At 63.1% G+C, this 22,630-nt stretch carries 15 protein-coding genes, 1 tRNA gene and 1 pseudogene; 9 read left to right on the forward strand and 8 right to left on the reverse strand.

Annotation, left to right across the window (positions count from 1 at the left end; genetic code table 11):
* Positions 1–141 precede the first annotated feature (141 nt).
* From EOA19_RS02950 to EOA19_RS02975, 6 genes are all read left to right on the forward strand, one after another.
* Positions 142–1,002 carry a DeoR/GlpR family DNA-binding transcription regulator gene (locus EOA19_RS02950; RefSeq protein ID WP_128302638.1) on the forward strand — a complete coding sequence of 287 codons (861 nt, stop codon included), beginning with the start codon at positions 142–144 and terminating at the stop codon, positions 1,000–1,002.
* A gap of 39 nt (positions 1,003–1,041) precedes the next feature.
* Entirely contained in the window at positions 1,042–1,842 is an 801-nt protein-coding gene (locus EOA19_RS02955; RefSeq protein ID WP_128302639.1) for a BtpA/SgcQ family protein, read from the forward strand.
* Between the two features lie 160 nt (positions 1,843–2,002).
* Positions 2,003–3,523, forward strand: a complete 1,521-nt coding sequence (locus EOA19_RS02960; RefSeq protein ID WP_128302640.1) for an FGGY-family carbohydrate kinase — start codon at positions 2,003–2,005, stop codon at positions 3,521–3,523.
* Complete coding sequence (locus EOA19_RS02965; protein ID WP_128302641.1) at positions 3,523–4,152, forward strand: HAD family phosphatase; 630 nt, start codon at positions 3,523–3,525, stop codon at positions 4,150–4,152. The genes EOA19_RS02960 and EOA19_RS02965 overlap by 1 nt, the downstream gene beginning before the upstream one ends.
* A 155-nt stretch (positions 4,153–4,307) precedes the next feature.
* Positions 4,308–5,294, forward strand: coding sequence for a sugar kinase (locus tag EOA19_RS02970; RefSeq protein WP_128302642.1), 987 nt, complete (start codon positions 4,308–4,310; stop codon positions 5,292–5,294).
* Complete coding sequence (locus EOA19_RS02975) at positions 5,294–6,562, forward strand: D-tagatose-bisphosphate aldolase, class II, non-catalytic subunit (RefSeq protein WP_128302643.1); 1,269 nt, start codon at positions 5,294–5,296, stop codon at positions 6,560–6,562. Before EOA19_RS02970 ends, EOA19_RS02975 begins: the two co-directional genes overlap by 1 nt.
* A 57-nt stretch (positions 6,563–6,619) precedes the next feature.
* Here the strand turns inward: EOA19_RS02975 and EOA19_RS02980 are convergent, their stop codons facing one another.
* On the reverse strand, positions 6,620–7,966 hold the full coding sequence (locus tag EOA19_RS02980) for an FAD-binding oxidoreductase (RefSeq protein WP_128302644.1): 1,347 nt from the start codon (positions 7,964–7,966) through the stop codon (positions 6,620–6,622).
* Positions 7,967–8,284: 318 nt separating this feature from the next.
* Between EOA19_RS02980 and EOA19_RS35765 the strand changes: the two are divergent.
* A pseudogene (locus EOA19_RS35765) lies at positions 8,285–8,500 on the forward strand (L-2-hydroxyglutarate oxidase); the annotation flags it as partial.
* Positions 8,501–8,910: 410 nt separating this feature from the next.
* Here EOA19_RS35765 and EOA19_RS02990 read toward each other — a convergent pair.
* A tRNA-His gene (locus EOA19_RS02990) sits at positions 8,911–8,987 on the reverse strand.
* 358 nt (positions 8,988–9,345) lie between these two features.
* Entirely contained in the window at positions 9,346–9,804 is a 459-nt protein-coding gene (locus tag EOA19_RS02995) for a phasin (RefSeq protein WP_013530255.1), read from the reverse strand.
* Between the two features lie 247 nt (positions 9,805–10,051).
* Here EOA19_RS02995 and EOA19_RS03000 point away from each other — a divergent pair, with 247 nt between their 5' ends.
* Entirely contained in the window at positions 10,052–13,825 is a 3,774-nt protein-coding gene (locus tag EOA19_RS03000; protein ID WP_023809173.1) for a PAS domain S-box protein, read from the forward strand.
* Between the two features lie 261 nt (positions 13,826–14,086).
* On the opposite strand, the gene EOA19_RS03005 is transcribed toward EOA19_RS03000, so the two are convergent.
* Complete coding sequence (locus EOA19_RS03005; RefSeq protein ID WP_128302645.1) at positions 14,087–16,045, reverse strand: acetoacetate--CoA ligase; 1,959 nt, start codon at positions 16,043–16,045, stop codon at positions 14,087–14,089.
* Between the two features lie 272 nt (positions 16,046–16,317).
* Here EOA19_RS03005 and EOA19_RS03010 point away from each other — a divergent pair, with 272 nt between their 5' ends.
* On the forward strand, positions 16,318–18,171 hold the full coding sequence (locus EOA19_RS03010) for an AsmA family protein (RefSeq protein ID WP_023809175.1): 1,854 nt from the start codon (positions 16,318–16,320) through the stop codon (positions 18,169–18,171).
* A 23-nt stretch (positions 18,172–18,194) separates the two neighbouring features.
* Here EOA19_RS03010 and EOA19_RS03015 read toward each other — a convergent pair whose 3' ends face one another.
* The 4 genes from EOA19_RS03015 to EOA19_RS03030 form a co-directional block, all read right to left on the reverse strand.
* On the reverse strand, positions 18,195–19,013 hold the full coding sequence (locus EOA19_RS03015; RefSeq protein WP_013530251.1) for an ABC transporter permease subunit: 819 nt from the start codon (positions 19,011–19,013) through the stop codon (positions 18,195–18,197).
* 4 nt (positions 19,014–19,017) lie between these two features.
* A complete protein-coding gene (locus EOA19_RS03020) occupies positions 19,018–19,992 on the reverse strand; it encodes an ABC transporter permease subunit (RefSeq protein ID WP_023809176.1) in 975 nt (324 codons plus the stop codon).
* A gap of 8 nt (positions 19,993–20,000) precedes the next feature.
* A complete protein-coding gene (locus tag EOA19_RS03025; protein WP_013530249.1) occupies positions 20,001–21,140 on the reverse strand; it encodes an ABC transporter ATP-binding protein in 1,140 nt (379 codons plus the stop codon).
* 84 nt (positions 21,141–21,224) lie between these two features.
* Positions 21,225–22,322 (reverse strand): polyamine ABC transporter substrate-binding protein, encoded by a 1,098-nt coding sequence (locus EOA19_RS03030; protein WP_023809177.1) that lies wholly within the window; start codon positions 22,320–22,322, stop codon positions 21,225–21,227.
* Between the last annotated feature and the right edge of the window lie 308 nt (positions 22,323–22,630).

A 22,630-nucleotide genomic window follows, 5' to 3' on the forward strand; every position in this document is an offset into this window, starting at 1 on the left:
CGGAATGCGTTCTGTTGATATGGAGATGCATACCAATAAATTCGAACACTGCAAACATATTTTTGTTTGAAAATGTTTGATCATGCGATAGAGTCAAAACTGCAGACCGCTTCGTAAGCGGCTTACCCACCGGATACATCGATGGCAGACGACACCGCCCCTCCTGAGACATCCACGCATGGCGCACCGCGCGATGCCGATCGTCAGCGCCTTCTCGCGCACGATCGACAAGCCCGCATCCTCGCTTTCCTGCGCCGGACGGGGTCGCTCACCGTCGCCGCGGCAGCGGCCGACCTCGCCGTTTCCGACATGACGATCCGCCGCGATCTCGTCGAACTGGAACGCGAGGGCAGGCTGGTGCGAATCCATGGCGGCGCGATCGAGGCCGATAACCCGCCGCTGGTCGCCATGGACAGTGAGGAGCCGAGTTTCGATTCGCGCTTGCGCCAGCGCCGTGACCCGAAGGCCGCGATTGCCGCCGCCGCGGCCGCCTTGGTTTCGGGATACCGCACGATCGCATTGGATGTCGGCACCACCACCTATCTGATGGCCGAGCACCTCAAGGACCTTCCGCACGCCAAGGTGTTCACCAACAGCCTCAGGATCGCGGCGGCGCTGAACGGCGGTATGCCCGAAGTCTATGTTGCCGGCGGCCGCGTACGAGCCGACGAGATGTCGACCGGCGGACCCGCGGCCATCGCCCAGTTCGAGGCGCTGTGGTTCGACGTCGCCGTGATCGGCGTCTCCGGCATCACGGCGGACGGCCTTTTCGACTATTCCTTCGATGATACCGATATGAAGCGCGCCTATCTGAGACGCTCAGGCACCAAGATCCTGCTCTGCGATTCCGCCAAATTCCTGCGCATGTCGCTGGTGCGGATAGCGCCACTATCGGACATCGATATCCTCATCACCGATGCCGAGCCGCCGGCCAAGATCGCCGCGGCGCTCGCCGCGGCCAAGGTCGACCTGCGCATCGCGCCGCCACTGACGCGCGACTGAGGCGCAACATTCTCACTTTATCCCCAAGGAGACGATTCGATGGTATTTGAATTTTTCGGCGACAAGAAGAAGGCTGTCATCTCGATGGCCCACATCGGTGCCCTGCCGGGAACGCCCCTCTATGATGCCGATGGCGGCCTCGACAAGCTGATCGATGGCGTGCTCTCCGACATTCGCAAGCTGCAGAGCGGCGGCGTCGATGCCATCATGTTCGGCAACGAGAACGACCGCCCCTATGTCTTCAAGGCGCCGCCCGAAGGCATTGCCGCCATGACTGCGATCGTCCAGGCGGTGAAGCCCGAACTGAAAGTGCCGTTTGGCGTCAATTATCTCTGGGATCCGACCGCCAGCGTCGCGATCGGGGCTGCCACCGGAGCCCGTTTCGTGCGCGAGATCTTCACCGGCCTGTTCGCTTCCGACATGGGCTTGTGGGAGCCCGATTGCGCCGCCGCCTCGCGCCTGCGGCACAATCTTGGCCGCGACGACATGAAGCTTCTCTTCAACATCAATGCAGAGTTCGCACACTCGCTCGACCAGCGTCCTATTGAATTGCGCGCCAAGAGCGCGGTGTTCTCGTCGATGGCCGACGCCATCCTCGTTTCCGGTCCGATCACTGGCCAGCCGGCCGACCAGTCCCACCTGCGCAGCGTCTGCGAGACGATCAAGGACGTGCCGGTCTTCGCCAACACCGGCGTGAACATCGACAATGTCCGCGATGTCCTTTCGCTGGCGAGCGGCGTCGTGATCGGCACCCATTTCAAGATCGATGGCAATACCTGGAACGCCGTCGACAGCGATCGGGTCAAGCGCTTCATGGACGTTGTCGCCACCTTGCGCTGAGGACGGCTTCCACGGCGATGCCGGCCACCGCCGGCTCGCGGTGATCATATCGATCGTTGCGGGCCGGCGTCCGGAATGATCGACTGGTATCGAGCAGTGGGACACAACGAGGCAGACAGGTTCGCCCGCCTGCCCTTCCCGGCATTTCAATGGATTCGACATGACGTTCGTTCTCGGTCTCGATATCGGCACCACCTCGACGATCGGCATTCTGATCCGGCTTCCCGATCAGGTGCTGGGCCTCGCCTCGCGCCCCGTCACGCTGCATTCCGAGCATGCGGGCTGGGCCGAGGAAGATCCCGCGCAATGGTGGATCAATGTCCGCGACATCGTGCAGGAGTTGCTCAGGACCAGCGGCATCAAGGCCGAGGAGATCGTGGCGGTCGGCACCACCGGCATGCTGCCGGCGGTCGTTCTCCTGGACGACCAGGGCGAAGTGCTGCGGCCAAGCATTCAGCAGAGCGACGGCCGCTGTGGCGCCGAAGTGGCCGAACTGCGGACCGAATGCGATGAGGCGGCTTTCATCGCCAAGGCCGGCAACGGCATCAACCAACAGCTCGTCACCGCAAAGCTGCGCTGGATAGAGCGTCACGAGCCGGAGGTGTTCAGCCGCATCGCCACCGTTTTCGGCTCCTATGACTATATCAACTGGCGCCTCACCGGCGAACGTGCGGTCGAGCAGAACTGGGCGCTGGAGGCAGGCTTCGTCGATGTTTCGACGCACCGGATCGACGACGATCTGGTGGCGCTCGCTCACATACCGCGCTCGGCCGTGCCACGAAAGATCGCCTCGCATGAGATCCTCGGTTCCGTCTCGGCGAAGGCCGCGGATGAGACCGGCCTGATGGCGGGAACACCTGTCGTCGGTGGTGCGGCCGACATGATCGCTTCCGCGCTCGGCGCCGGAGTTGCCAAAGCAGGCGATGTCCTCCTGAAATTCGGCGGCTCGGTTGATATCCTGATCGCCACCGATCAGATCAAGCCAGATCCGCGCATGTATCTCGATTACCATCTGGTGCCGGGCCTGTTCATGCCCAATGGCTGCATGTCGACCGGCGGCTCGGGCCTCAACTGGTTCGTACGCAATTTCGCCGGCGGCGAGATGGTCGCGGCACAGGCCGAGGGTAGTTCGGTACACCAGCGGCTCGATGCGCTGGCGGCAGAGCGTCCCGCCGGTGCCGATGGCCTCATCATCCTGCCCTATTTCCTCGGCGAGAAGACGCCGATCCATGATCCAGCGGCCCGTGGCGTGATCGATGGGCTGACGCTGTCGCACGATATCGGCCATGTCTGGCGCGCTTTGCTCGAGGCCTATGCCTTTGCCATCGCGCATCATGTCGAGGTGCTCAACGACATGGGCCACCGGACCGAGCGCTATCTCGCCTCCGACGGCGGCTCAAGCAGCAAGGTCTGGATGCAGATTGTCGCGGATGTCCTGCAAAAGCCGGTCCAACGCCTGACCGGGCACCCCGGCTCTTGCATCGGCGCTGCCTGGACGGCGGCGATCGGCGTCGGCCTAACCGACGACTGGTCGGGCGTTTCCGGTTTCGTCAGCTTCGCCGACCGGCTCGATCCCGACCCGCGCAAGGCTGACATCTACCGCGACGGCTATCGCCGCTATCGCGATCTTTATGCGCGCCTGTCGGCTCCTGGCGCGACCAGAGCGGGATCGTCATCGTGATGTATCGCGCCGTCGCCTGGGACATCGACGGAACGCTGATCGACAGCGAGCCGTTGCATCATCAATCCCTCCTCGCCGGCTGCCGCAACTGGAACGTCGATCTTGACGACCTGCCCGACCAAGCCTTTCGCGGCATCCATATGGGCGACGTCTGGACAATGCTGCGTCCGCGTCTCCCAGTCGGGCTCGACCAGGCGGAGTGGCTCGCCGCTATCAATGCCCACTACGTCGCGAACCGGGCGAACGCCGTCCCAATCCCCGAGGCGGTCGAGACGATTCGGACCCTGGCTGACCGCGGCGTCCCGCAGGTCTGCGTCTCGAATTCCGGCCGGCAAGTCGTCAATGCCAATCTCGATGCGCTCGGCGTGCTCGATCATATGAGTCTCACAATCAGCCTCGACGACGTGTCGGCCGGCAAGCCCGACCCCACGCCCTATTGCGAGGCCTGCCGGCAGCTCGCCGTAGCTCCAGGGTCGGTGGTGGCCGTGGAAGACAGCCGCACCGGCACTAAGGCAGCACGAGCCGCCGGTCTGTTCGTGGTTGGCTATCTCCCCAGTGGCGGCCTGCTCGGCGACGTCGATCTCAGCACCAACCGTCTGTCGTCGATCCTGGATCTGTTTCCAGGCTGAGGGTTTGCGCGTCGTTACCTTCCAGGTGTGCGCTTGACCATGCATCAGGATCGTAGCGTGATGGCAACTGATCGATTCACATCGACCGGTAGGAATCCCCCTTGCGCCTCGGCGTCGTGAAACCGCAAACGACACCACACCAGGATGGACGCTTGATGAACGACCTCCCCCAAACACTTGCAGCGGACTCGCTCGGGCCAACCGTGACGATTGGAGAAATCCTGGTAGAGATCGTCGCGAGGCAGACAGGCACCGGCTTCCGGGAACCTATCGACCTCATTGGCCCCTTTCCGAGCGGCGCGCCCGCCATCTTCATCGATCAATGCGCACGTATGGGCGGAGCGGCCGCAATGGTGGGCGTGGTCGGCGACGACGATTTCGGCGTCGTCAACGTGGAGCGCCTGAAGCGGGACGGCGTAGACACTTCCGCCATCGCTGTTTCCCCGGATTATCCGACGGGCAGCGCCTTTGTTCGCTACCGCACGGACGGAAGCCGCGATTTCGTCTACAACATCGCCAAATCCGCCGCCGCTCGATTGGAATGGACCCCGCAGGTCGAGGCGCTGATCGCGCGTTGCGGGCATATCCATGTCATGGGAACGGTGTTCGCAAGTCCCGCAGCCTGGGCGATCACCGAACGCGCGATCCCGCTGATCAAGGCACGCGGCGGCACGATGTCGCTCGATCCGAACCTGCGCAAGGAATTGCTGGCGCACGGCCAGACCGAGGAGAAATTCGCCGGTCTGGTGGACGAAGCGGACCTGCTGCTGCCGTCGGGCAATGAATTGTTCCTGGCCGCCGGCACGGACGGGGAGGAACGCGCGATCGAGGCGCTGTTCAGACGAGGGGTCAAGGAGATCGCTGTGAAGCGCGGCGAACATGGCGCGTCAGCCCGTCAAAGCACCGGAGCCCGCGCCGATTGCCCCGGCCTCATCGTCGAGGAAACGGACCCCACCGGCGCCGGCGACTGTTTCGGGGGAGCCTATGTCGCATGCCGGCGGCTGGGCATGGCGCTGCAGACGGCGCTCGAATTCGCCAACGCGGCAGGGGCGCGCAACGTCACACGCCACGGTCCCATGGAGGGAGCCGGCACGCCGGCCGAGCTGGAAGATTTCATGGCAAGAACGGCGAGAAGAAATTGATGCGTGTGGCGATCGAAGATTTGCCGGCCCTGCACAGAGACGGGAAGAAAATCGGGGTAACCTCGGTGTGCTCGGCGCACCCGCTGGTGCTTAAAGCCGCACTGCGCCACGGCCGGGAAACCGGCACCACCGTGCTGATCGAGGCGACGTGCAATCAGGTCAATCATCTGGGCGGTTATACGGGCATGACGCCGGCCGATTTCGCGGCGATGGTGGAAGCGCTCGCGGCAGCCGAGCGGTGCCCGGAAGAGCTGATCGTGCTTGGCGGGGATCATCTCGGTCCTAATCCCTGGAAAGACCGGCCCGCCGAGGAGGCGATGGCGCAGGCCGGGACGATGGTCGATGCCTATGTCCGCGCCGGCTTCCGCAAGATCCACCTCGATGCTTCGATGGGCTGCGCGGGTGAACCGGCGACGCTAGACGACCACACGGTGGCCGGGCGCGCGGCCAGGCTGGCGGGCGTCGCGGAGCAGGCGGCAGCGCAGAGCGGCGGGGCAAGCCCGGTCTACATCATCGGGACGGAGGTGCCGCCGCCCGGTGGCGCCGATCACGCTTTGGATGCGATCACCCCGACCAGTCCGGAGGCGGGTAGCCAGACACATGCCATTCACGCCCAGGCGTTCCAAACCGCCGGGCTTGAAAGCGCATTTTCCCGCGTCATCGGGCTTGTCGTGCAGCCGGGCGTGGAGTTCGGCAACCAGAATGTGATTTTCTACGATCGGACCAAGGCCGGCGACCTGGCGGCAACCCTCGACAGATTGCCGTCGCTCATTTTCGAAGCCCATTCGACGGACTATCAGGGTGAGAGGCCGTTGCGTGAACTCGTCGAGGACGGCTTCGCCGTCCTCAAGGTCGGACCCGAGTTGACCTTCAAGCTGCGCGAGGCGCTGTACTCGCTCGACCTGATCGCTTCCGACCTGGTGCCTGACTATGGCGAGCGGCCGCTTTACCACGCAATGGAAGAGCTGATGCAAGGCACCCCCAAGAATTGGGCAAGCCACTATCATGGAAGCGATGCCGACAAGCGGACGCTGCGCCACTACTCCTATTCCGATCGCATCCGATATTATTGGGCGATCCCGCAAGCCCGTGCCGCCTGCAACCGTCTCTTCGATACGTTGAACGGCCGCAAGGTGCCGGTGATGCTGTTTCTCCAGCACCTGCCTTCTGCAGTCACATGGGCTGACCGCGCCTGCGACGTCGAGGAGATCGCGATCGGTCACGTCCGGCGGAGCATCGAGGCCTACGCCCGGGCATGCGGCACCTGAGATCCTCGTCCGGTCCTTCAAGGCCAGAGCGGATGGGCTGGCGGGCGGCAGGAACGCTTACAGCGATGGCCCCAATCGGATCGGACTGCCGTCGCTGAAACGGGATTGACGGAACCTGTAGAGGTTGTGCCCAGTCTCGTTGCCTTGGACGAGGTCAGACAACACACGGCCGATGCCGGGTCCGATGCCGAAGCCGTGGCCGCTCATCCCGGTCGCTATAACGAGACCCGGGATCGCAGCGGCGCGATCGACGATGGGCACGACATCAGGCATCGCATCGATCATGCCCGCCCAGCTCGCCTTGAGCGGTACAGTCGTGAACTGAGGGAAAAGCTCCCTGAACCCGCGGTCGATGGCGCGGAGCGCCGACGTCTCGGGAGCGGGATTGAGGACCCGCATCCGTTCGAAAGGGCTTTCTTCATCCGCGTTCCATCTGCGCGGCGTCGACCAGCCATCCGGGTATCCTCGCGGCGCGCCCGGCAGGTAGCGCGTGCCGAAGGGATTGGCCATCAGGGCGCTGAAATATTTGCCCGCATGGCGAAATGCGTCCGGCCCTATGTAGAGTTGGCTGCTGCCTCCCGATGCGAGCGTATACCCGCCATCCTGCCTGCGCCGGAAAGCGATGCGTTCATCCGCGGCGGCACCGGCGTGGATCTCCGGCATCGGTGCTGTCGCGGCGACGGTCGCCCTGACGCTGAGCTGCGGAATCGAGATGCCGTGGGCGCGCAGAAAGAGCGACGTCCACGCGCCGCTGGCGACGACGACGCTCGAGGTCGCGATGCGCCCTTTCTCGGTCCAGACGCCACTGATGCGTCCCGCGGAGATGTCGAGCATACGTGCCGCGCAATTCTCGATGATCGTCACACCTTCGCGGGCCGCCAGGCGAGCAAGCGCGGGCACCGCGACCCAAGGTTCCGCCCGCATGTCCGATGGGGTGATCATTGCGCCTTTGAACGGTCGCGACATGGCCGGGATCAGGCTTGCCAACTCACCTTGGTCGAGGAGACGCGTGTCGACGCCATGAGCCTGGGCAATCTCGAGAAACTTCGCGAAACCGGCCATCTCCTTGTCTGTCCGCGCAAGATAGGTAACGCCCGTCTGCTTCAGTCCTATGTCCTCGCCACATTCCTGCGCCAGTTGCCGCCAGAGGCGCTGCGCTTCGATGACGATCGGCAGTTCGTCGGCATCGCGGCCCTGCTGCCGGATCCAGCCCCAATTGCGCGAGGATTGCTCGGCGGCGATGCGGCCCTTTTCCAGCAGCGTCACCGAGACGTTCCGTCGCGCCAGGAACAGTGCCGTGCTCACGCCAATGACCCCGCCGCCGATGATCACGACGTCCGAAGTCTTCGGCAGGGGCTGCTGGAACTGGATCGAGGTGGCTTCGGTGAAGGGGAAGATTGTCAAAGAGCACCGTCCTTCTTGGTATGCTGCGGCGACATCCGGTCCACGCTGGCAGCGAGATCTGGGCAGCGATATCTGGCCGCCGTGAAATGTCGATACCACGCGAGGAGATTGATCGTCAGCTACTGCTTGCCGACAAGGACAGCGACAGATCGCGGGTCTGGAAGTCCCTCTGGACAATGAGTTTTGAAACTGCCGGCCAAAGGCTGGCGACTGTGCAAGCGTGCCCCACTATAGCGTTATCGGCGGCGGCATCGTCGACCTGGCGACGGCCATGCGGCTGGTTGAGACATATCCCGGCTGCAGCCTGATGCTGTTGGCCGGAAATACTGTCCGAGCCTCGGCCTCGCCGACCTGCTCCCGCACGAAGCAGGCATCCGCGCGCAAGCCGTGCGCAAAGACAGTGCCCTCATCCATGATTTCCTGTTCGCACAAACGGACCGCATGCTGCACGTCTGCAACGCCCCTTCACCCGCCGCCTCCTCGGCGATCCCGATTGCAGAGATGATTCGAGATCGCCTCATGCAGGGCTGCTGAAAACGAGGCGGTATGCATGGAGCCGCAACGCCCGCTGAACGCTGGAGTATCCGTCTTGGCCAAGAAAGGGATTGGGGCACCGGCCGCGGGCAACGCAGCTTTTGCGTCAGAACCAGATCCGCTCACCACCGGGCCAGCAACTCCGCTCCCGGCGAGAAGGTACTTGGCCTGCCGGCCATAGCCGCTCGGCCTCAGGCCTGCGGTTTCCGCAAGCGTTAGCCTCCTGTGGACGCCGGCATTTTTGGCTGCGCAAAGATCTCAAGCGAAACGACGGCCGACGTCGCAGGTTCGACCGTCATAGGCATAGCTCGACGAGCTCCCTATGGTACACGTCCACAGGATGCACTGACACTCAAGCCAGCTTGGCTAAGCCAGAAATCTTTAAGTCTTTGAAATGACGTGACTATTTATGGTACCGTTGGCTGGGATCGAACCAGCGACCTCCGGATCCACAATCCGGCGCTCTAACCATCTGAGCTACAACGGCACGTTGCCCGAGCGGATCGAAACAGAAACTCATCCGCCCGCTCTGTCGTTCGGCGATGCGTCCTTACGGGCTTATGGATTCTAATTCAAGGCTTTTGGAAAGCAAAGGTCACTTCCCCACATCGACGCGGCATTTGCCTGGCAAGAAGACCAGGCGCCGGACAAAGAAAAAGGCCGGCGGGAGGAGGTGCCGGCCTTTTCCTGTTACGAGCCAGCGGGAGGAGGTGCTGGCTGGTCACCCCGGGGAGCAGAGGGAGGAGGTTCCACTCACCGGGTATTCCTTGATGGCTGCCATCATACACCCGATCGTTTTTAAGAAAATGCGACCTTTTGTTGCATCTTCCGATCATGCGCAAATGTTAGGCAACCTTGATTTCCTTCATCGCCTTCTCGAAGGCGGTCTTGATCGGCTTGGAGACGTCCTCGGCCGCCTTGGAGGCAACGGCCTGGAAGTCCTTGGCCTGCTCGACGGTCGATTCGACGCGCTTGCGCAGGAAGGCGGTCTGCAGCTCGACGACTTCCGACAGCGACTTGGCGCCGATCAGGGCCTCGAGGTGGGAAAAACCGGCCTCGGCATTGGCACGCAAAGCGGAGATGGTCTTGAGCGACAGGTCGTTGGAAACGGTCTTGGCGGTCTCGTAGGTCGACTCCAGAGCCTTCTGGGTCTCCTCGGCGCCGGTCTTCAGCTTGGCGTAGGCCTCTTTCGACTGCTCAACGCCCTTTTCGGCGAAAGCGCGGATCTGGTCGGTGGCCTTGGAAGCGTCGAAGCTCGGGAATTCAACGTTTTCGATCGTCTCGGCGGTCTTGGTCCTGGACATTTTCCATCCTTTTCAGCGGCAGCGGCTTTGACAGAAAGCCGTCTCGTTCATGTATGATGGCAATATAAAGGCAAATTTTGTGCATTGCAATATCTTTGTTGCAGTGCACCATAAATTTCTTTGGGCCGTTAACCAAGAGCCCAGATTCCGGCCTTTGCACGTTCTGGCTTGTGGACCTTCGCGCCTCCGGCTTTTATTAACAAAGCGTTAACTGCAAAATCGCCGCTCCGTGAGGTCCGCCAAGCGCATGCCGTCCGAATACTCCTTCCTCGATGTCGCCGTGCTCGACGCGGTCCGCCAGCGCTTTGCGGCAGGCGACGCGATCGCGATCCTGTCGGCGGATCTGGAGCAGGTGATCTGGGCCAACGGGCCAGGAGCCGCGATGTTCGGGTATCCCGACATCGAGGCGATCATCGGCGCCTCGGCGCAGTTGCCCGTGATCGCCAGGCGCCAGATCATGGCGACCAGCGGATTTCCCGAGATTGGCAGTGACCGCGCCATCATGGTGCGGCTGGCGACCGGAATGACCAGCCGCGCCGTCGGCTTCCTGGCCAGTGCGGTGACCATGCCGGACGCCGAAAAGGCGATCATGCTGGCAGTCCCGGCGGCTCAGACCGGGTCACGCAATGCCAGCGAAATCGCCGCGCGCGCCATTAGCGGCTTCACCGAGGATGGTCATTTCATCGCCTTTGTCGATGCCAGGGGCAGCGTCGAGGCGGCCTCGGAAGGATTTTCGGCACTGGGCATCCTGCCGGAGACGCTGGCGGCACTGGTTGCCGACGTCGCAGCCGAGAGCGACCGCATCGTCAAGCGCCTTGTCCCCGGCGGCACGGCCTCCTATCCAGCGGGGCTGGCAAGATTGACCGAGGAGCGGCATCTGCTGGTGGTGATTGACGAGGACCAGCTCGACGACACCGCCCCTGCGGGCGAACATCCTACGCAAACCATTGCCGAGACGGCACCTGCTGGCGACGCGGCCTCCCAGCCGGAACAGGGTCGCGAGGCACCGACCGACGAACCGAGCGCCTCGCAGCCGGCCGGCGACATCGCCGCATCGCAGCAGCATGGGATCGCCGATGCGATCGGACAGGCGCCGACGGCGGCCAACGGCGATCAGCCGGCAGCAGAGCGTATGCCCGCGCAGCACGACCATTGGTACTTCAACGCCGGCGAAGACGGAGGGCAACAGGCGCCGCGACCTGCCGCGTCCGGACCTGAAGCGCCTCAAGAGCCGGCCGCCCTGGAAGTCCAGTCCACGGCCACGCCGACGACCGTCTCGGCGATAGACAGCGCAGCGGCGCCGGTGCGCTTCGTCTGGCGCACCGATGCCGAAGGCAAGTTCAGCGCGCTGTCGCCGGAATTCGCCGACATCGTTGGCAAGCCGGCGGCCGACGTGATCGGCCGCCGCTTCAGGGATGTCGCCGCTACATTCGGCCTCGACCCCTCCGGCGAGATATCGGGGCTCCTCGAACGGCGCGATACCTGGTCCGGGCGCTCCGTGCTGTGGCCGGTCGTCGGCACCGATCTGAAGATACCGGTCGACCTGGCGGCGCTGCCTGTCTATGGCCGCAGCCGCGCCTTCGAGGGTTTCCGCGGCTTCGGCGTCGCCCGCGCCAGCGACGCGGTCGTCGATCCGGAGGCCATCGGCATGGCGCTGGTGCCCAATAGCCAGGCGCCGGCAACGCCGGAACCACAAGCCATCCAACCCGCACCCGAACAGCCGAACGCTGAGGAGCCCAAGGCCGAGGACACGCAGGCATCGGATCCGTTCAAGGGCGAGGTGCCGGCGTTGACTATCGTGCCGAAACAGGAGCGGCGCTTTGCCGACAAGGTGATCCGGCTCGCCGAACACCGCCAGCCAGCCAATGACAAGGGTCTGTCGACCCTGGAACGCAGCGCGTTCCGCGAAATCGGCGAGCGGCTGAAGAAGGATAGTGCTCCGGTCGAGCCGCCTGAGGCTGAGACTGCGGAGGCGTCGACAGCGGAGGCCGAGGCTCCGGTCAAGCCGTCCGACGACCCGATGCACAGCGGCGTCATCCCTGCGTCAGGGCCAGAGAACGAACCGGTCGAGCCACCCGATGTCGATGCCGAAGACGAGCGGGATCTGGTACGGCTTGACGGTCACGCGGACGAAGCGGCTCGTGAAGCCCCCCCTGGGATGAATGTGACGGGCTCGTTGCTCGACTATGCCGGCCAAGATGACGAACGTGGCCCCGTGGCGGCGGAACCAGAGAACACCGCTGCCGTTTCGCCCGGCGAAAAGCCTGAAGCCACTGACGCGACACATGATGGCCTCGATGACGACAGCATGACGTCAGCAGATTTTCGCGATGCCGAAGACAGTGAGGATTGGGCGCAGCCCGACGAGGAAGCCGCGCCGCCCGACGAGCAGGCGGTTGCCGAGGAAACCGTCAATGCAGGCGGCGACGCGGCGGAAATACGCGTCGAGCGCCCTCGCCTGCAGGTGCCGCCGCTCAAGGCCGAAGGGTTCGTACCGTCGGCGTTTTCCGCCGGAGATGAACACAAGGCTCCGGACACGTCGCTGCTCGGCAAGCTGCCCGTGCCGCTGCTCATCCATTCCGGAGACCAGTTGCACTATGCGAACGAGGAATTCCTCAGCCTGACCGGCTACGAGGCGCTTGACGATCTGGCGGATGCCGGCGGCCTCGGCGCGTTGTTTGCCGACCCCTACGCCGATGACGGCGTTTCCGACGGCACCGATCGCGCGCTGCGGTTGAAAACACGTGACGGACAGGAATTCCCGATCGAGGCCATTTTGCGCTCTGTCCCCTGGCGCGACGGCAAGGCGCTGATGCTGGTCGTGCGACGCTCCGGCGAGGATGATGCGCCGGCGAGCCTGCATGTGGTTGGCGACGAGCAGACGCAGCCGGACATTTCCGAGCTCAAGGTGCGCATCGCCGAGATGCGCACCATTATCGACACCGCCACCGACGGCGTCGTGCTGATCGGCCGTGACGGCACCATCCGATCGATCAGCCGGCCGGCTGAAGCGCTGTTCGGCTTCGACAGCGACGATGTGACCGGCAAGCCGTTCGCCTCGCTGTTTGCGATTGAAAGCCAGCGCGCGGCACGCGACTATCTCAATGGGCTGTCCGAGCCCGGCGTGGCGAGTGTCATGAACGACGGCCGCGAGGTGATCGGGCGCGAATCGCAAGGACGCTTCATTCCGCTGTTCATGACCATCGGCCGGCTGCCCAACGACAGCGGCTTCTGCGCCGTCGTTCGCGACATCACGCAGTGGAAGCGGGCCGAAGAGGACTTGACGCAGGCACGTGCGGTGGCCGAGCGCGCGTCCTCGCAGAAGACCGATTTTCTGGCCCGCATCAGCCACGAGATCCGCACCCCGCTCAATGCCATCATCGGTTTTTCGGAATTGATGGTCGACGAGAAATTCGGACCTGTCGCCAACGACCGCTACCGCGACTATCTGCGCGATATCAACCGCTCGGGCAATCATGTGCTCGACCTGGTCAACGACCTGCTCGACATCTCCAAGATCGAGGCTGGCCAGCAGGAGATGGCCTATGAGGCGGTGTCGCTCAACGACACGCTGGCCGAAACGGTGGCGATGATGCAGCCGCAGGCCAACCGCGAACGGGTCATCATCCGCTCCAGCTTCGCTTCGCGGCTGCCGGAAGTGGTGGCGGACCTGCGCAGCGTGCGCCAGATCGCGCTCAACATCCTGTCGAATGCCATCCGCTACACCCAGGCCGGCGGCCAGGTGATCGTCTCGACCGCCTATGAGACGTCGGGCGACGTCGTCATGCGGGTGCGCGACACCGGCATCGGCATGAGCCATGCCGAGATCGAGCAGGCGCTGAAGCCGTTCAAGCAGATCAACGCCCTGAAGCGCGGACGCGGCGACGGGACCGGGCTTGGACTGCCGTTGACCAAAGCGATGGTGGAAGCCAACCGTGCCCGGTTCACCATCAATTCGACACCGGGCGAAGGCACCCTGGTCGAGGTGGCTTTTCCGTCGACCCGTGTGCTCGCGGAATAGGTCAGCCCTCTACGGTCCCGATAAAAAGAAAAGGCGCCCAAAGGACGCCTTAAGAGATGGGATTGCTGTCACAACGGGGGCTTGAGCGAATTCGGATCCTCGGGGCTGAGGAACGGGATTTCTCCCTCAAGTTACGTGCGACTATCGACGCCGGACCTTAACAACTCCTTACCGGGGCGCCGGAAAATTTACGAATGTGTACCACTCATGAAATCTAGGTAAATTCTAGCGAGATATTTCGTTAACCATGCCGGCTGCCAATTACTCGGCCAGCTGAGGCAGGTTCTTGAACAGCTCGAGCGCCTCTGGATTGGCGAGCGCCTCCTTGTTCTTGATGGCGCGGCCATGCACGACATCGCGCACCGCGAGTTCGGTGATCTTACCCGACTTGGTGCGGGGAATATCCGACACGGCAACGATCCTGGCCGGGACATGGCGGGGACTGGCGCCACTGCGGATCTTAGCGCGGATGCGTTTTTCCAGATCGTCGTCGAGCTGCACGCCGGCGGCTAGCCGCACGAACAGGATGACGCGCACGTCGTTGTCGAAGTCCTGTCCGATGCACAATGCTTCCAGGATCTCAGGCATCTGCTCGACCTGATTGTAGATCTCCGCCGTGCCGATCCTCACCCCGCCCGGGTTGAGCGTGGCGTCGGAGCGGCCATGGATGATGAGGCCGCCATGCTCGGTCCATTCGGCGAAATCGCCATGACACCAGACATTGTCGAAGCGCTCAAAATAGGCCGCCCGGTACCTCTTGCCATCGGGGTCGTTCCAGAAGCCGATCGGCATAGCCGGAAAGGCTTTTGCGCAGACCAGCTCACCCTTTTCCTGCCGGACCGGCCTGCCGTCGTCGTCCCAGACATCGACTGCCAGGCCGAGGCCGGGTCCCTGGATCTCGCCGGTCCAGACCGGCTGCGTCGGCACGCCGAGCACGAAGCAGGAGACGATGTCGGTGCCGCCGGAGACCGAGGCCAGGTGCACGTCCTTCTTGATGCCGTCATAGACGAAGCGAAAATCTTCCGGCGACAGCGGCGAGCCGGTGGAGGAGATTGCCCGCACAGTGGCCAGATCATGCGTGCGGATCGGCTTGAGACCAGCCTTGCGCACAGAATCGATGAATTTGGCCGAGGTGCCGAAAAAGGTCATCTTCTCGGCATCGGCGAAATCGAACAGCACATTGCCGTCGGGATAGAAGGGCGAACCGTCATAGAGCAGCAGCGTGGCACCCGAAGCGAGCCCCGACACCAGCCAGTTCCACATCATCCAGCCGCAGGTGGTGAAGTAGAAGAAGCGGTCGCCATCGGTGAGACCGGCATGCAGCCGGTGTTCCTTGACATGCTGGATCAGCGTGCCGCCGGCCGAATGGACGATGCATTTGGGAATGCCGGTCGTTCCCGACGAAAACAGGATGTAGAGCGGATGCGAAAACGGCAGCGGCTCGAAAGTGACAGGCTTGCCGGCGAAGGGCGACAGCGCCTCTTCCAGCGCTACCGCCTTGTCGATGGTCCCGGCGACATCGCTCGATGTGCCGAGATAGTCGACGACCAGGATCTTGCGGACAGTGCCGAGCTTGGCCGCGACCGCGGCGATCTTGTCGGCGACTTCGATCGCCTTGCCATTGTACCAATAACCATCCGGCGCGATGAAGACGACGGGCTCGATCTGGCCGAACCTGTCGAGTACGCCCTGCTCGCCGAAATCGGGAGAGCAGGACGACCAGACGGCACCGATCGAGGCGGCGGCCAGCATGGCGGCGACGGTCTCCGGCATGTTGGGCATCATGGCGGCAATGCGGTCGCCCTTCTTCACCTTGAGCGACAGGAAAAGCTGCTGCAGCCGCGAGGTCAGCGCGTGCAACTCGTTCCAGGACAGCCGGCGCTCGACCTTGTCTTCGCCGCGAAACACGATTGCGTCGCCTGAGCCGGTCTTCTTCAGCAGATTCTCGGCGAAATTCAGTGTCGCATCGGGAAAGAAAGAAGCGCCGGGCATCTTGTCGCCGTCGACGAGCAGGTTATCGCCCTTGTCGCCGACGATGCCGCAGAAATCCCAGATCAGGCTCCAGAACCCTTCACGGTCCTCGACCGACCAGGCGTGAAGCTGCGAATACGAGGAAAACGCTACGCCGGCTTTCACTCCGGCGGCCTTGGTGAGGGCGGTCAAGGGTGCTGCGTCAATCTGGTCTTGCGTCGGGGTCCAGAGCGGTTGTCCGGCAGCCATGATCGTTCCTCCACGGTCGCCATCGCTTATGCATATCGCAGCGCAGCAGAGCAAGATTTTGTTCGGCTGATGCGACCAGATGTGCGCAAATGCCATCGCCGGGCCATAAAGACTTGAAATGCCTCAGCCCTAAGTCGTAGTGACAACTTGAAGTCGTGGTGGCGGCCGGAAGTGTGGTCACGACTGCAGTCGTAGTGACGACTGGGGGTCGTGGTGACGACTGGGGTTACACCCGTCGGGCGATTTGTCGGAATGGAAGCATACGGGGCCATATGCCATCATCTATGATCCGGCGCGGAATATGGGCGATCGGCGCTGCCGTGATCGTCGTCGCGCTGGTCGTTGCCGCCCTGCCGCTGATCGCCTCCACCCGTATCGTGCGCGACCGCATCGCCTGGGAAATGAGCGCGTGGAGCGGCTTCCGTGTCGCCATCGACGGTTCGCCGCGCATCGAGGTCTGGCCGACATTCCGCGCAATCCTGACCGATGTGACGCTTTCACAATGGACCGACACCGAGGCGCCGCCTGTGGTCGAGGCAGAACGGGTCGAGGTCGATCTTTCCGCCATGGCGGCGCTACGCGGCGACGTGGTGTTTTCGACGGCGCGGCTGGTGCGGCCGACGATCCGGGTCCAGCGCACACCTGCCGGCCTTTTCCTGCCCGCTGTCCCCACCGGCGGGCGCATCACGCGTTCCATCGACACGGCGCGCGGCGTGGTCAATGCCGACCCCGCCAAGCCGGACCTCGACAAGCTGCCTACCGACACCTTCGGCACGGTCGAGTTTCGCGACGGCCGTATGGTCGCCTCCATCGGCGGCAAGGACGTCGAGATCCTGAGCAGTTTGAACGGTCAGGCGAATTGGGCGGCGATGAACAGCAATGCGACGCTGTCGGCAACAGGGATCTGGCGGGGCGAAAGCGTCGCGCTGGACGTCGCCTCGGCCAGACCGCTTGTGCTGTTTGCCGGCGGCACGGCGCCGCTGACGCTGTCCTTCAAGGCGGCACCCGCCACCTTCTCGTTCGACGGCACGGCCAGCATGTCTGAAAATACCTATTTCGACGGTCAGGCGAAGTTCTCGGCACCCTCGCTGCGGCGTGTCCTGGAATGGTCGCAGGCCGGCATCGCTCCGGGTGCGGCGATCGGCTCGGTCAGCATTTCGAGCAAGATCACCGCGACCGGCGGGCGCGTCAAGTTCGACAACACGGCGATTGCGCTCGACAACAATCCGGGGATGGGTGCACTGGACCTCTCGCTTGGTGAAGCACAACCGGTAATCTCCGGCACGCTCGCCTTCGACACGCTCGACCTCAGATCGTTTCTGTCAGCCTTCACCCCGCTGGTGCCGACCGGAGGGGCGGGGCCCGGCGAAATCGACACAAGTTTCGCCGACAAGATCAATCTCGATCTCAGGCTGTCGGCAGCGCACGCCACGGCGGGGCCGATCCAGCTCGCCGACGTCGCCGCCACCGCCCAGGTCAAGGATGGTCTGTCCGTCTTCGACATCTCCGATGCCTCGGCCTTCGGCGGCAACATCCAGACCAGCCTTCGCTTCGATCGCAAGCCGGAAGGCTCGCAGGTCGAAATCCGCCTTCTGGCGTCCGACATCGACGGCGGTGCTTTCGGTACGGCGGCAGGGATGACGCGGCTGGTGCCAGTCGGCACGGGCACCGTCTCGGTGATCCTCAAGGGGCCGGGCAGAACCTGGGATTCCATCTTCGACAATGCCGACGGCTCGGTCTCGGCGACCTTCGGGCCGGGTGCGTTGAGCAAGCTCAACCTGCCGGCCTTCCTCAAACATACCGAACAGGGCGGCTTCTTCGCGCTCGACGATGTCTCTGACGGAACATTGCCGATCGACGGCGCCGAGATCAAGGCCACCATTTCGAAGGGCGTGGCGCGGATCGACAAGGCCGAGGCCAATTCAGCGAAGTACAAGATCTGGCTGTCCGGCATCGCGTCCTACGCCGGGCGCGGACTGGCCTTGTCCGGCGGCGTCATTCAGCCTGAGCAGGCGGCAACGCAGGCCAACGGCCAGCAAGGTCCCAACCAGTCGTCGTTCTTCGTCGGCGGGACATGGAGCACGCCGTTCATTTCCCCGATCAGCCGCGGCGTTTCGGGGGAATAGGCCGCCACCGCGCCTCCTATCTTTCACCCGCGCTGCGCGGCCTGCTCGTCGAGCTGGCGCTGCACCTCACGCCGTTTGTTGGCAAGCGAGGCGATGATGACGCCAATCGCCACGACGGCGATCAGAATGGTACAGGCGGCGTTGATTTCCGGCGTCACGCCGAGGCGAACCTGGCTGTAAATCTTCATCGGCAGCGTCGTCGCGCCCGGCCCGGAGGTGAAGCTGGCGATGACCAGATCGTCGAGCGAAAGGGTGAAAGCCAGCATCCAGCCGGAGACGATCGCCGGCATGATAACCGGCAATGTGATCTGGAAGAAGGTCTTCACCGGCGTTGCGCCAAGATCCATCGCGGCTTCTTCCAGCGAGCGGTCGAAGGTCATGAGGCGCGACTGCACGACCACGGCGACGAAGCACATGGTCAGCGTGATGTGGGCGAGCGTCACGGTGAGGAAGCCGCGGTCGAGCCCGACGGCGACAAAGAGCAGCAGCAGCGACAGGCCGGTGATGACTTCCGGCATGACCAGCGGCGCAAAGACCATGCCGGAGAATAGCACCCTGCCCTTGAAGCGCGTGTAGCGGGTCAAGGTGAGTGCCGCCAGGGTGCCCAGCACCGTCGCAACCGTGGCCGAGATCAGGCCAACACGCGCCGTCACCCAGGTCGCGTCCATGAGGCCTTGGTTGTGGAACAGCGAGACGTACCATTTGGTCGAGAAACCGCCCCAGACCGTGACCAGTTTCGATTCGTTGAACGAGAAGACGATGAGCAGCACGATCGGCAGATAGAGAAAGGCAAATCCAAGCACGATCGAGGTGATGTTGAAGCGGCTCCAGGTGGCGTTCATGAGGTCACCTGTCCATTTCCTGAGCGCGCGCCTGGGCCCGCTGGAAGAGCATGATCGGCACGATCAGCAGCAACAGCAGGATGACGGCGACGGCCGACGATACCGGCCAGTCGCGATTGGCGAAGAACTCGTTCCACAACGTCTTGCCGATCATCAGCGTCTGCGATCCGCCGAGCAGATCGGGAATGACGAACTCGCCGACGGCCGGAATGAACACCAGCAGACAGCCCGCGATGACGCCGGGCAGCGATAGCGGGAAGGTGATCTTCCAGAACGCGCTGGTCGGCGGACAGCCGAGATCCTTGGCTGCCTCGATCAGCGAATAGTCCATCTTCTCAAGCGCGGAATAGAGCGGCAGCACCATGAACGGCAGGTAGGAATAGACGATGCCGATGAAGATCGCCGTATAGGTGTTGAGGATGATCAGCGGCTGGTGGATGACGCCGGTGGCGAGCAGCAGCTGATTGAGCAGCCCTTCGGGCTTGAGAATGCCGATCCAGGCGTAGACGCGGATCAGGAACGAGGTCCAGAACGGCAGGATCACCAGCATCAGCAAGGTTGGGCGGATCGTCGCCGGCGCGCGCGCCATGCCGTAGGCGATGGGATAGCCGACGAGCAGTGTCAGGACCGTCGAGACCGCGGCGATGATGACGCTGGTCACATAGGCGTTGAAGTAGAGCGCGTCCTGCGTCAGCCAGGCGTAGTTGTCGAGGCTGAGTTGTTTCAGCTGGGCGAGGAACCCGGAAACGCCGCCGCTGAAATCGAGCGCCGGCGTATAGGGCGGAATGGCGATCGCCGTCTGCGACAGCGAGATCTTGAAGACGATGACGAACGGAATGAGGAAGAAGAACAGCAGCCAGACATAAGGGATGATGATGACCAGTCGGCCAACGAAGGCAGCACCCAGCCTGGCGAGGATGGATTTGCCGGCATTGGTCGTCGGAGAGGCTGATGCGGTGGTGACGGCGGCGCTCGACATGGTCGCCCCTACCGCGTCAGCACGACGCCGGCGTCGGGCCGGAAGGAAACCCAGGCGCGGTCGTTCCAGCTCAACGGATCCTCGGTGATGCGGGCCGCGTTCATGGTGCTGGCGCGCACCACCTGGCCGTCGTCCAGCCTGACATGATAGACGGTCATGTCGCCGAGATAGGCGATGTCGTAGACCTCGCCCTCGATGGCGTTGACCGCCTCGGCCGGCTTTTTCGACGACACCTTGATCTTTTCGGGCCTGATGGCGAAGGTGACGGCCGTCCCGGCGCCGGCCGTCCCGGCATTGTCGGTGCGGATGGTGATGCCGTTGCCGGCGTCGATACTGGCGCTGCCGGCCTCGCCACGCGCGATCTTGCCCTCGAACATGTTCACATTGCCGACGAAGCCGGCGACGAAGCGCGACCCCGGCGCCTCGTAGACTTCGGCCGGCGTTGCCACCTGCATCACCTCGCCCTTGTCGATGATGGCGATGCGATCGGCCATGGTCATCGCCTCTTCCTGGTCGTGGGTGACGACGACGAAGGTCAGGCCGAGGTTCTGCTGGAGGTCCATCAGTTCGAACTGCGTCTCTTCGCGCAGCTTCTTGTCGAGAGCGCCAAGCGGCTCGTCGAGCAGCAGCACTTTCGGCCGTTTGGCGACCGAGCGGGCGAGCGCGACGCGCTGGCGCTGGCCGCCGGATAGTTGGTGCGGCTTGCGCTTGGCGAACTGCTCGAGTTTGACCAGCTTCAGCATCTCGGCAACGCGCGATGCGATTTCGGGCTTCGGCATGCCGTCCTGCTTGAGGCCGAAGGCGATGTTGTTCTCGACCGTCATGTGCGGGAACAGCGCATAGGACTGGAACATCATGTTGACCGGCCGCCGATAGGGCGGGATGCCGCGCAGGTCCTGGCCGTCAAGCAGGATGCGGCCGGCTGTCGGCTCCTCGAAGCCGGCGAGCATCCTGAGCAGCGTCGACTTTCCGCAACCGGAGGCGCCGAGCAGCGCGAAGAACTCGCGCTCGAAGATGGTCAGAGACAGATTGTTGACGGCGGTGAAGTCACCGAACTTCTTGGTGACGTTGTCGAACTGGATGTACGGCTTGGCATTCGGGTCGTTCCACGGTGCAAAATCCCTGCGGATGCTGCCAAGCGATTTCATGTCCCACTCCGTCCTGATTTTCTTGCTTCTTGCCCCAGGTAGAAACGGTCCCGGCAGGTGGCTGCCGGGACCGTGTCGGATTGCTTACTGGCCAGTGACGATCTTGGTCCAGGTGCGCGTGATGACGCGCTGGGTCTTGGGATCGTACGGCGAGACGGTGTAGAGCTTCTTTATGGTCTCGGCATCGGGATAAACCGAAGGATCCTCCAACAATGCCTTGTCGACGAATTGCTGCGAGGCCTTGTTGCCGTTTGCGTAGAGCACGTAGTTCGACGACTTGGCGATAACTTCCGGCTTCATCATGTAGTTGATGAACTCGAGCGCCTCCGCGACATGCGGCGCATCGGCAGGGATCGCCATCTGGTCGAACCACATCTGAGCGCCCTCCTTTGGCACGGAATAGCCGATCTCGACGCCCTGCTTGGCCTCGACCGCGCGGTTGCGGGCCTGGAACACGTCACCCGACCAGCCGACCGCCAGGCAGATATCACCGTTGGCGAGCGCGTTGATGTATTCGGAGGAATGGAACTTCCTGATGTAAGGCCGGACCTTGAGCAAGGTCTCCTCGGCCTTGGCGATATCATCGGGTGACGTGCTGTTCGGGTCGAGGTCAAGATATTTCAGAGCCGCCGGGATGATATCTGCCGGCGAGTCCAGCACGTAGACACCGCAGTCCTTCAATTTGGCCAGGCTATCGGGATTGAAGAAGACATCCCAGCTGTCGATCTTGTCGGTGCCGAGTGCCGCCTGCACCTTCTTGATGTTGTAGCCGATGCCAACCGTGCCCCACATGTAGTTGACGGAGTATTCGTTGCCGGGGTCGTACTTGGCGGTGCGCTCGGTAACCGTATCCCACATGTTGGAAATGTTGGGCAGTTTCGACTTGTCGAGCTTCTGGAACACACCGGCCTGTATCTGGCGCGCGAGGAAGTTGCCGCTGGGCACGACGACGTCGTAGCCGCTGCCGCCGGCAAGCAGCTTGGTTTCCAGGATTTCGTTGGAATCGAAGGTGTCATAGACGACCTTGATGCCGGTTTCCTTGGTGAAATCGTCGATGATCGAACTGTCGATGTAGTCCGACCAGTTGAAGACGTTGACGACACGATCCGCGGCGTGACCGCCGACGGTGAAAAGTGTCAGGAATGCCGAGGTAGCCGAAAGCCAGAGCGCTTTGCGGATCATGCTATTCTCCTTTGATGAGTGTTCCTTCACCGGCTCGTGGCGATATCAGCGCGACCGGCATTTTCTTCAGACTATTGAGCTTTCCAAGGGGCGACAAGCGCGAACTGCCGAGACCATGCAGGCGGTTCGATGAGATGGCTCGATGCCCCTGAGGCGGCCTGGGAGGCATACCGTCATAGGCTTTCGCCGTGGCGCGGGCAGAGATACGACGATATGGTCCGGTCTCGATCGGACCGGCTGGGAGACTTGGCAAGATACGCCTGTCTTGTTGTTGCCGTATTCCCAGCCTGCCCGTGCTGCAGCGACGT

Origin of the sequence: Mesorhizobium sp. M7A.F.Ca.US.010.02.1.1 (assembly GCF_004023085.1) — a bacterium.
Lineage (GTDB): Bacteria > Pseudomonadota > Alphaproteobacteria > Rhizobiales > Rhizobiaceae > Mesorhizobium.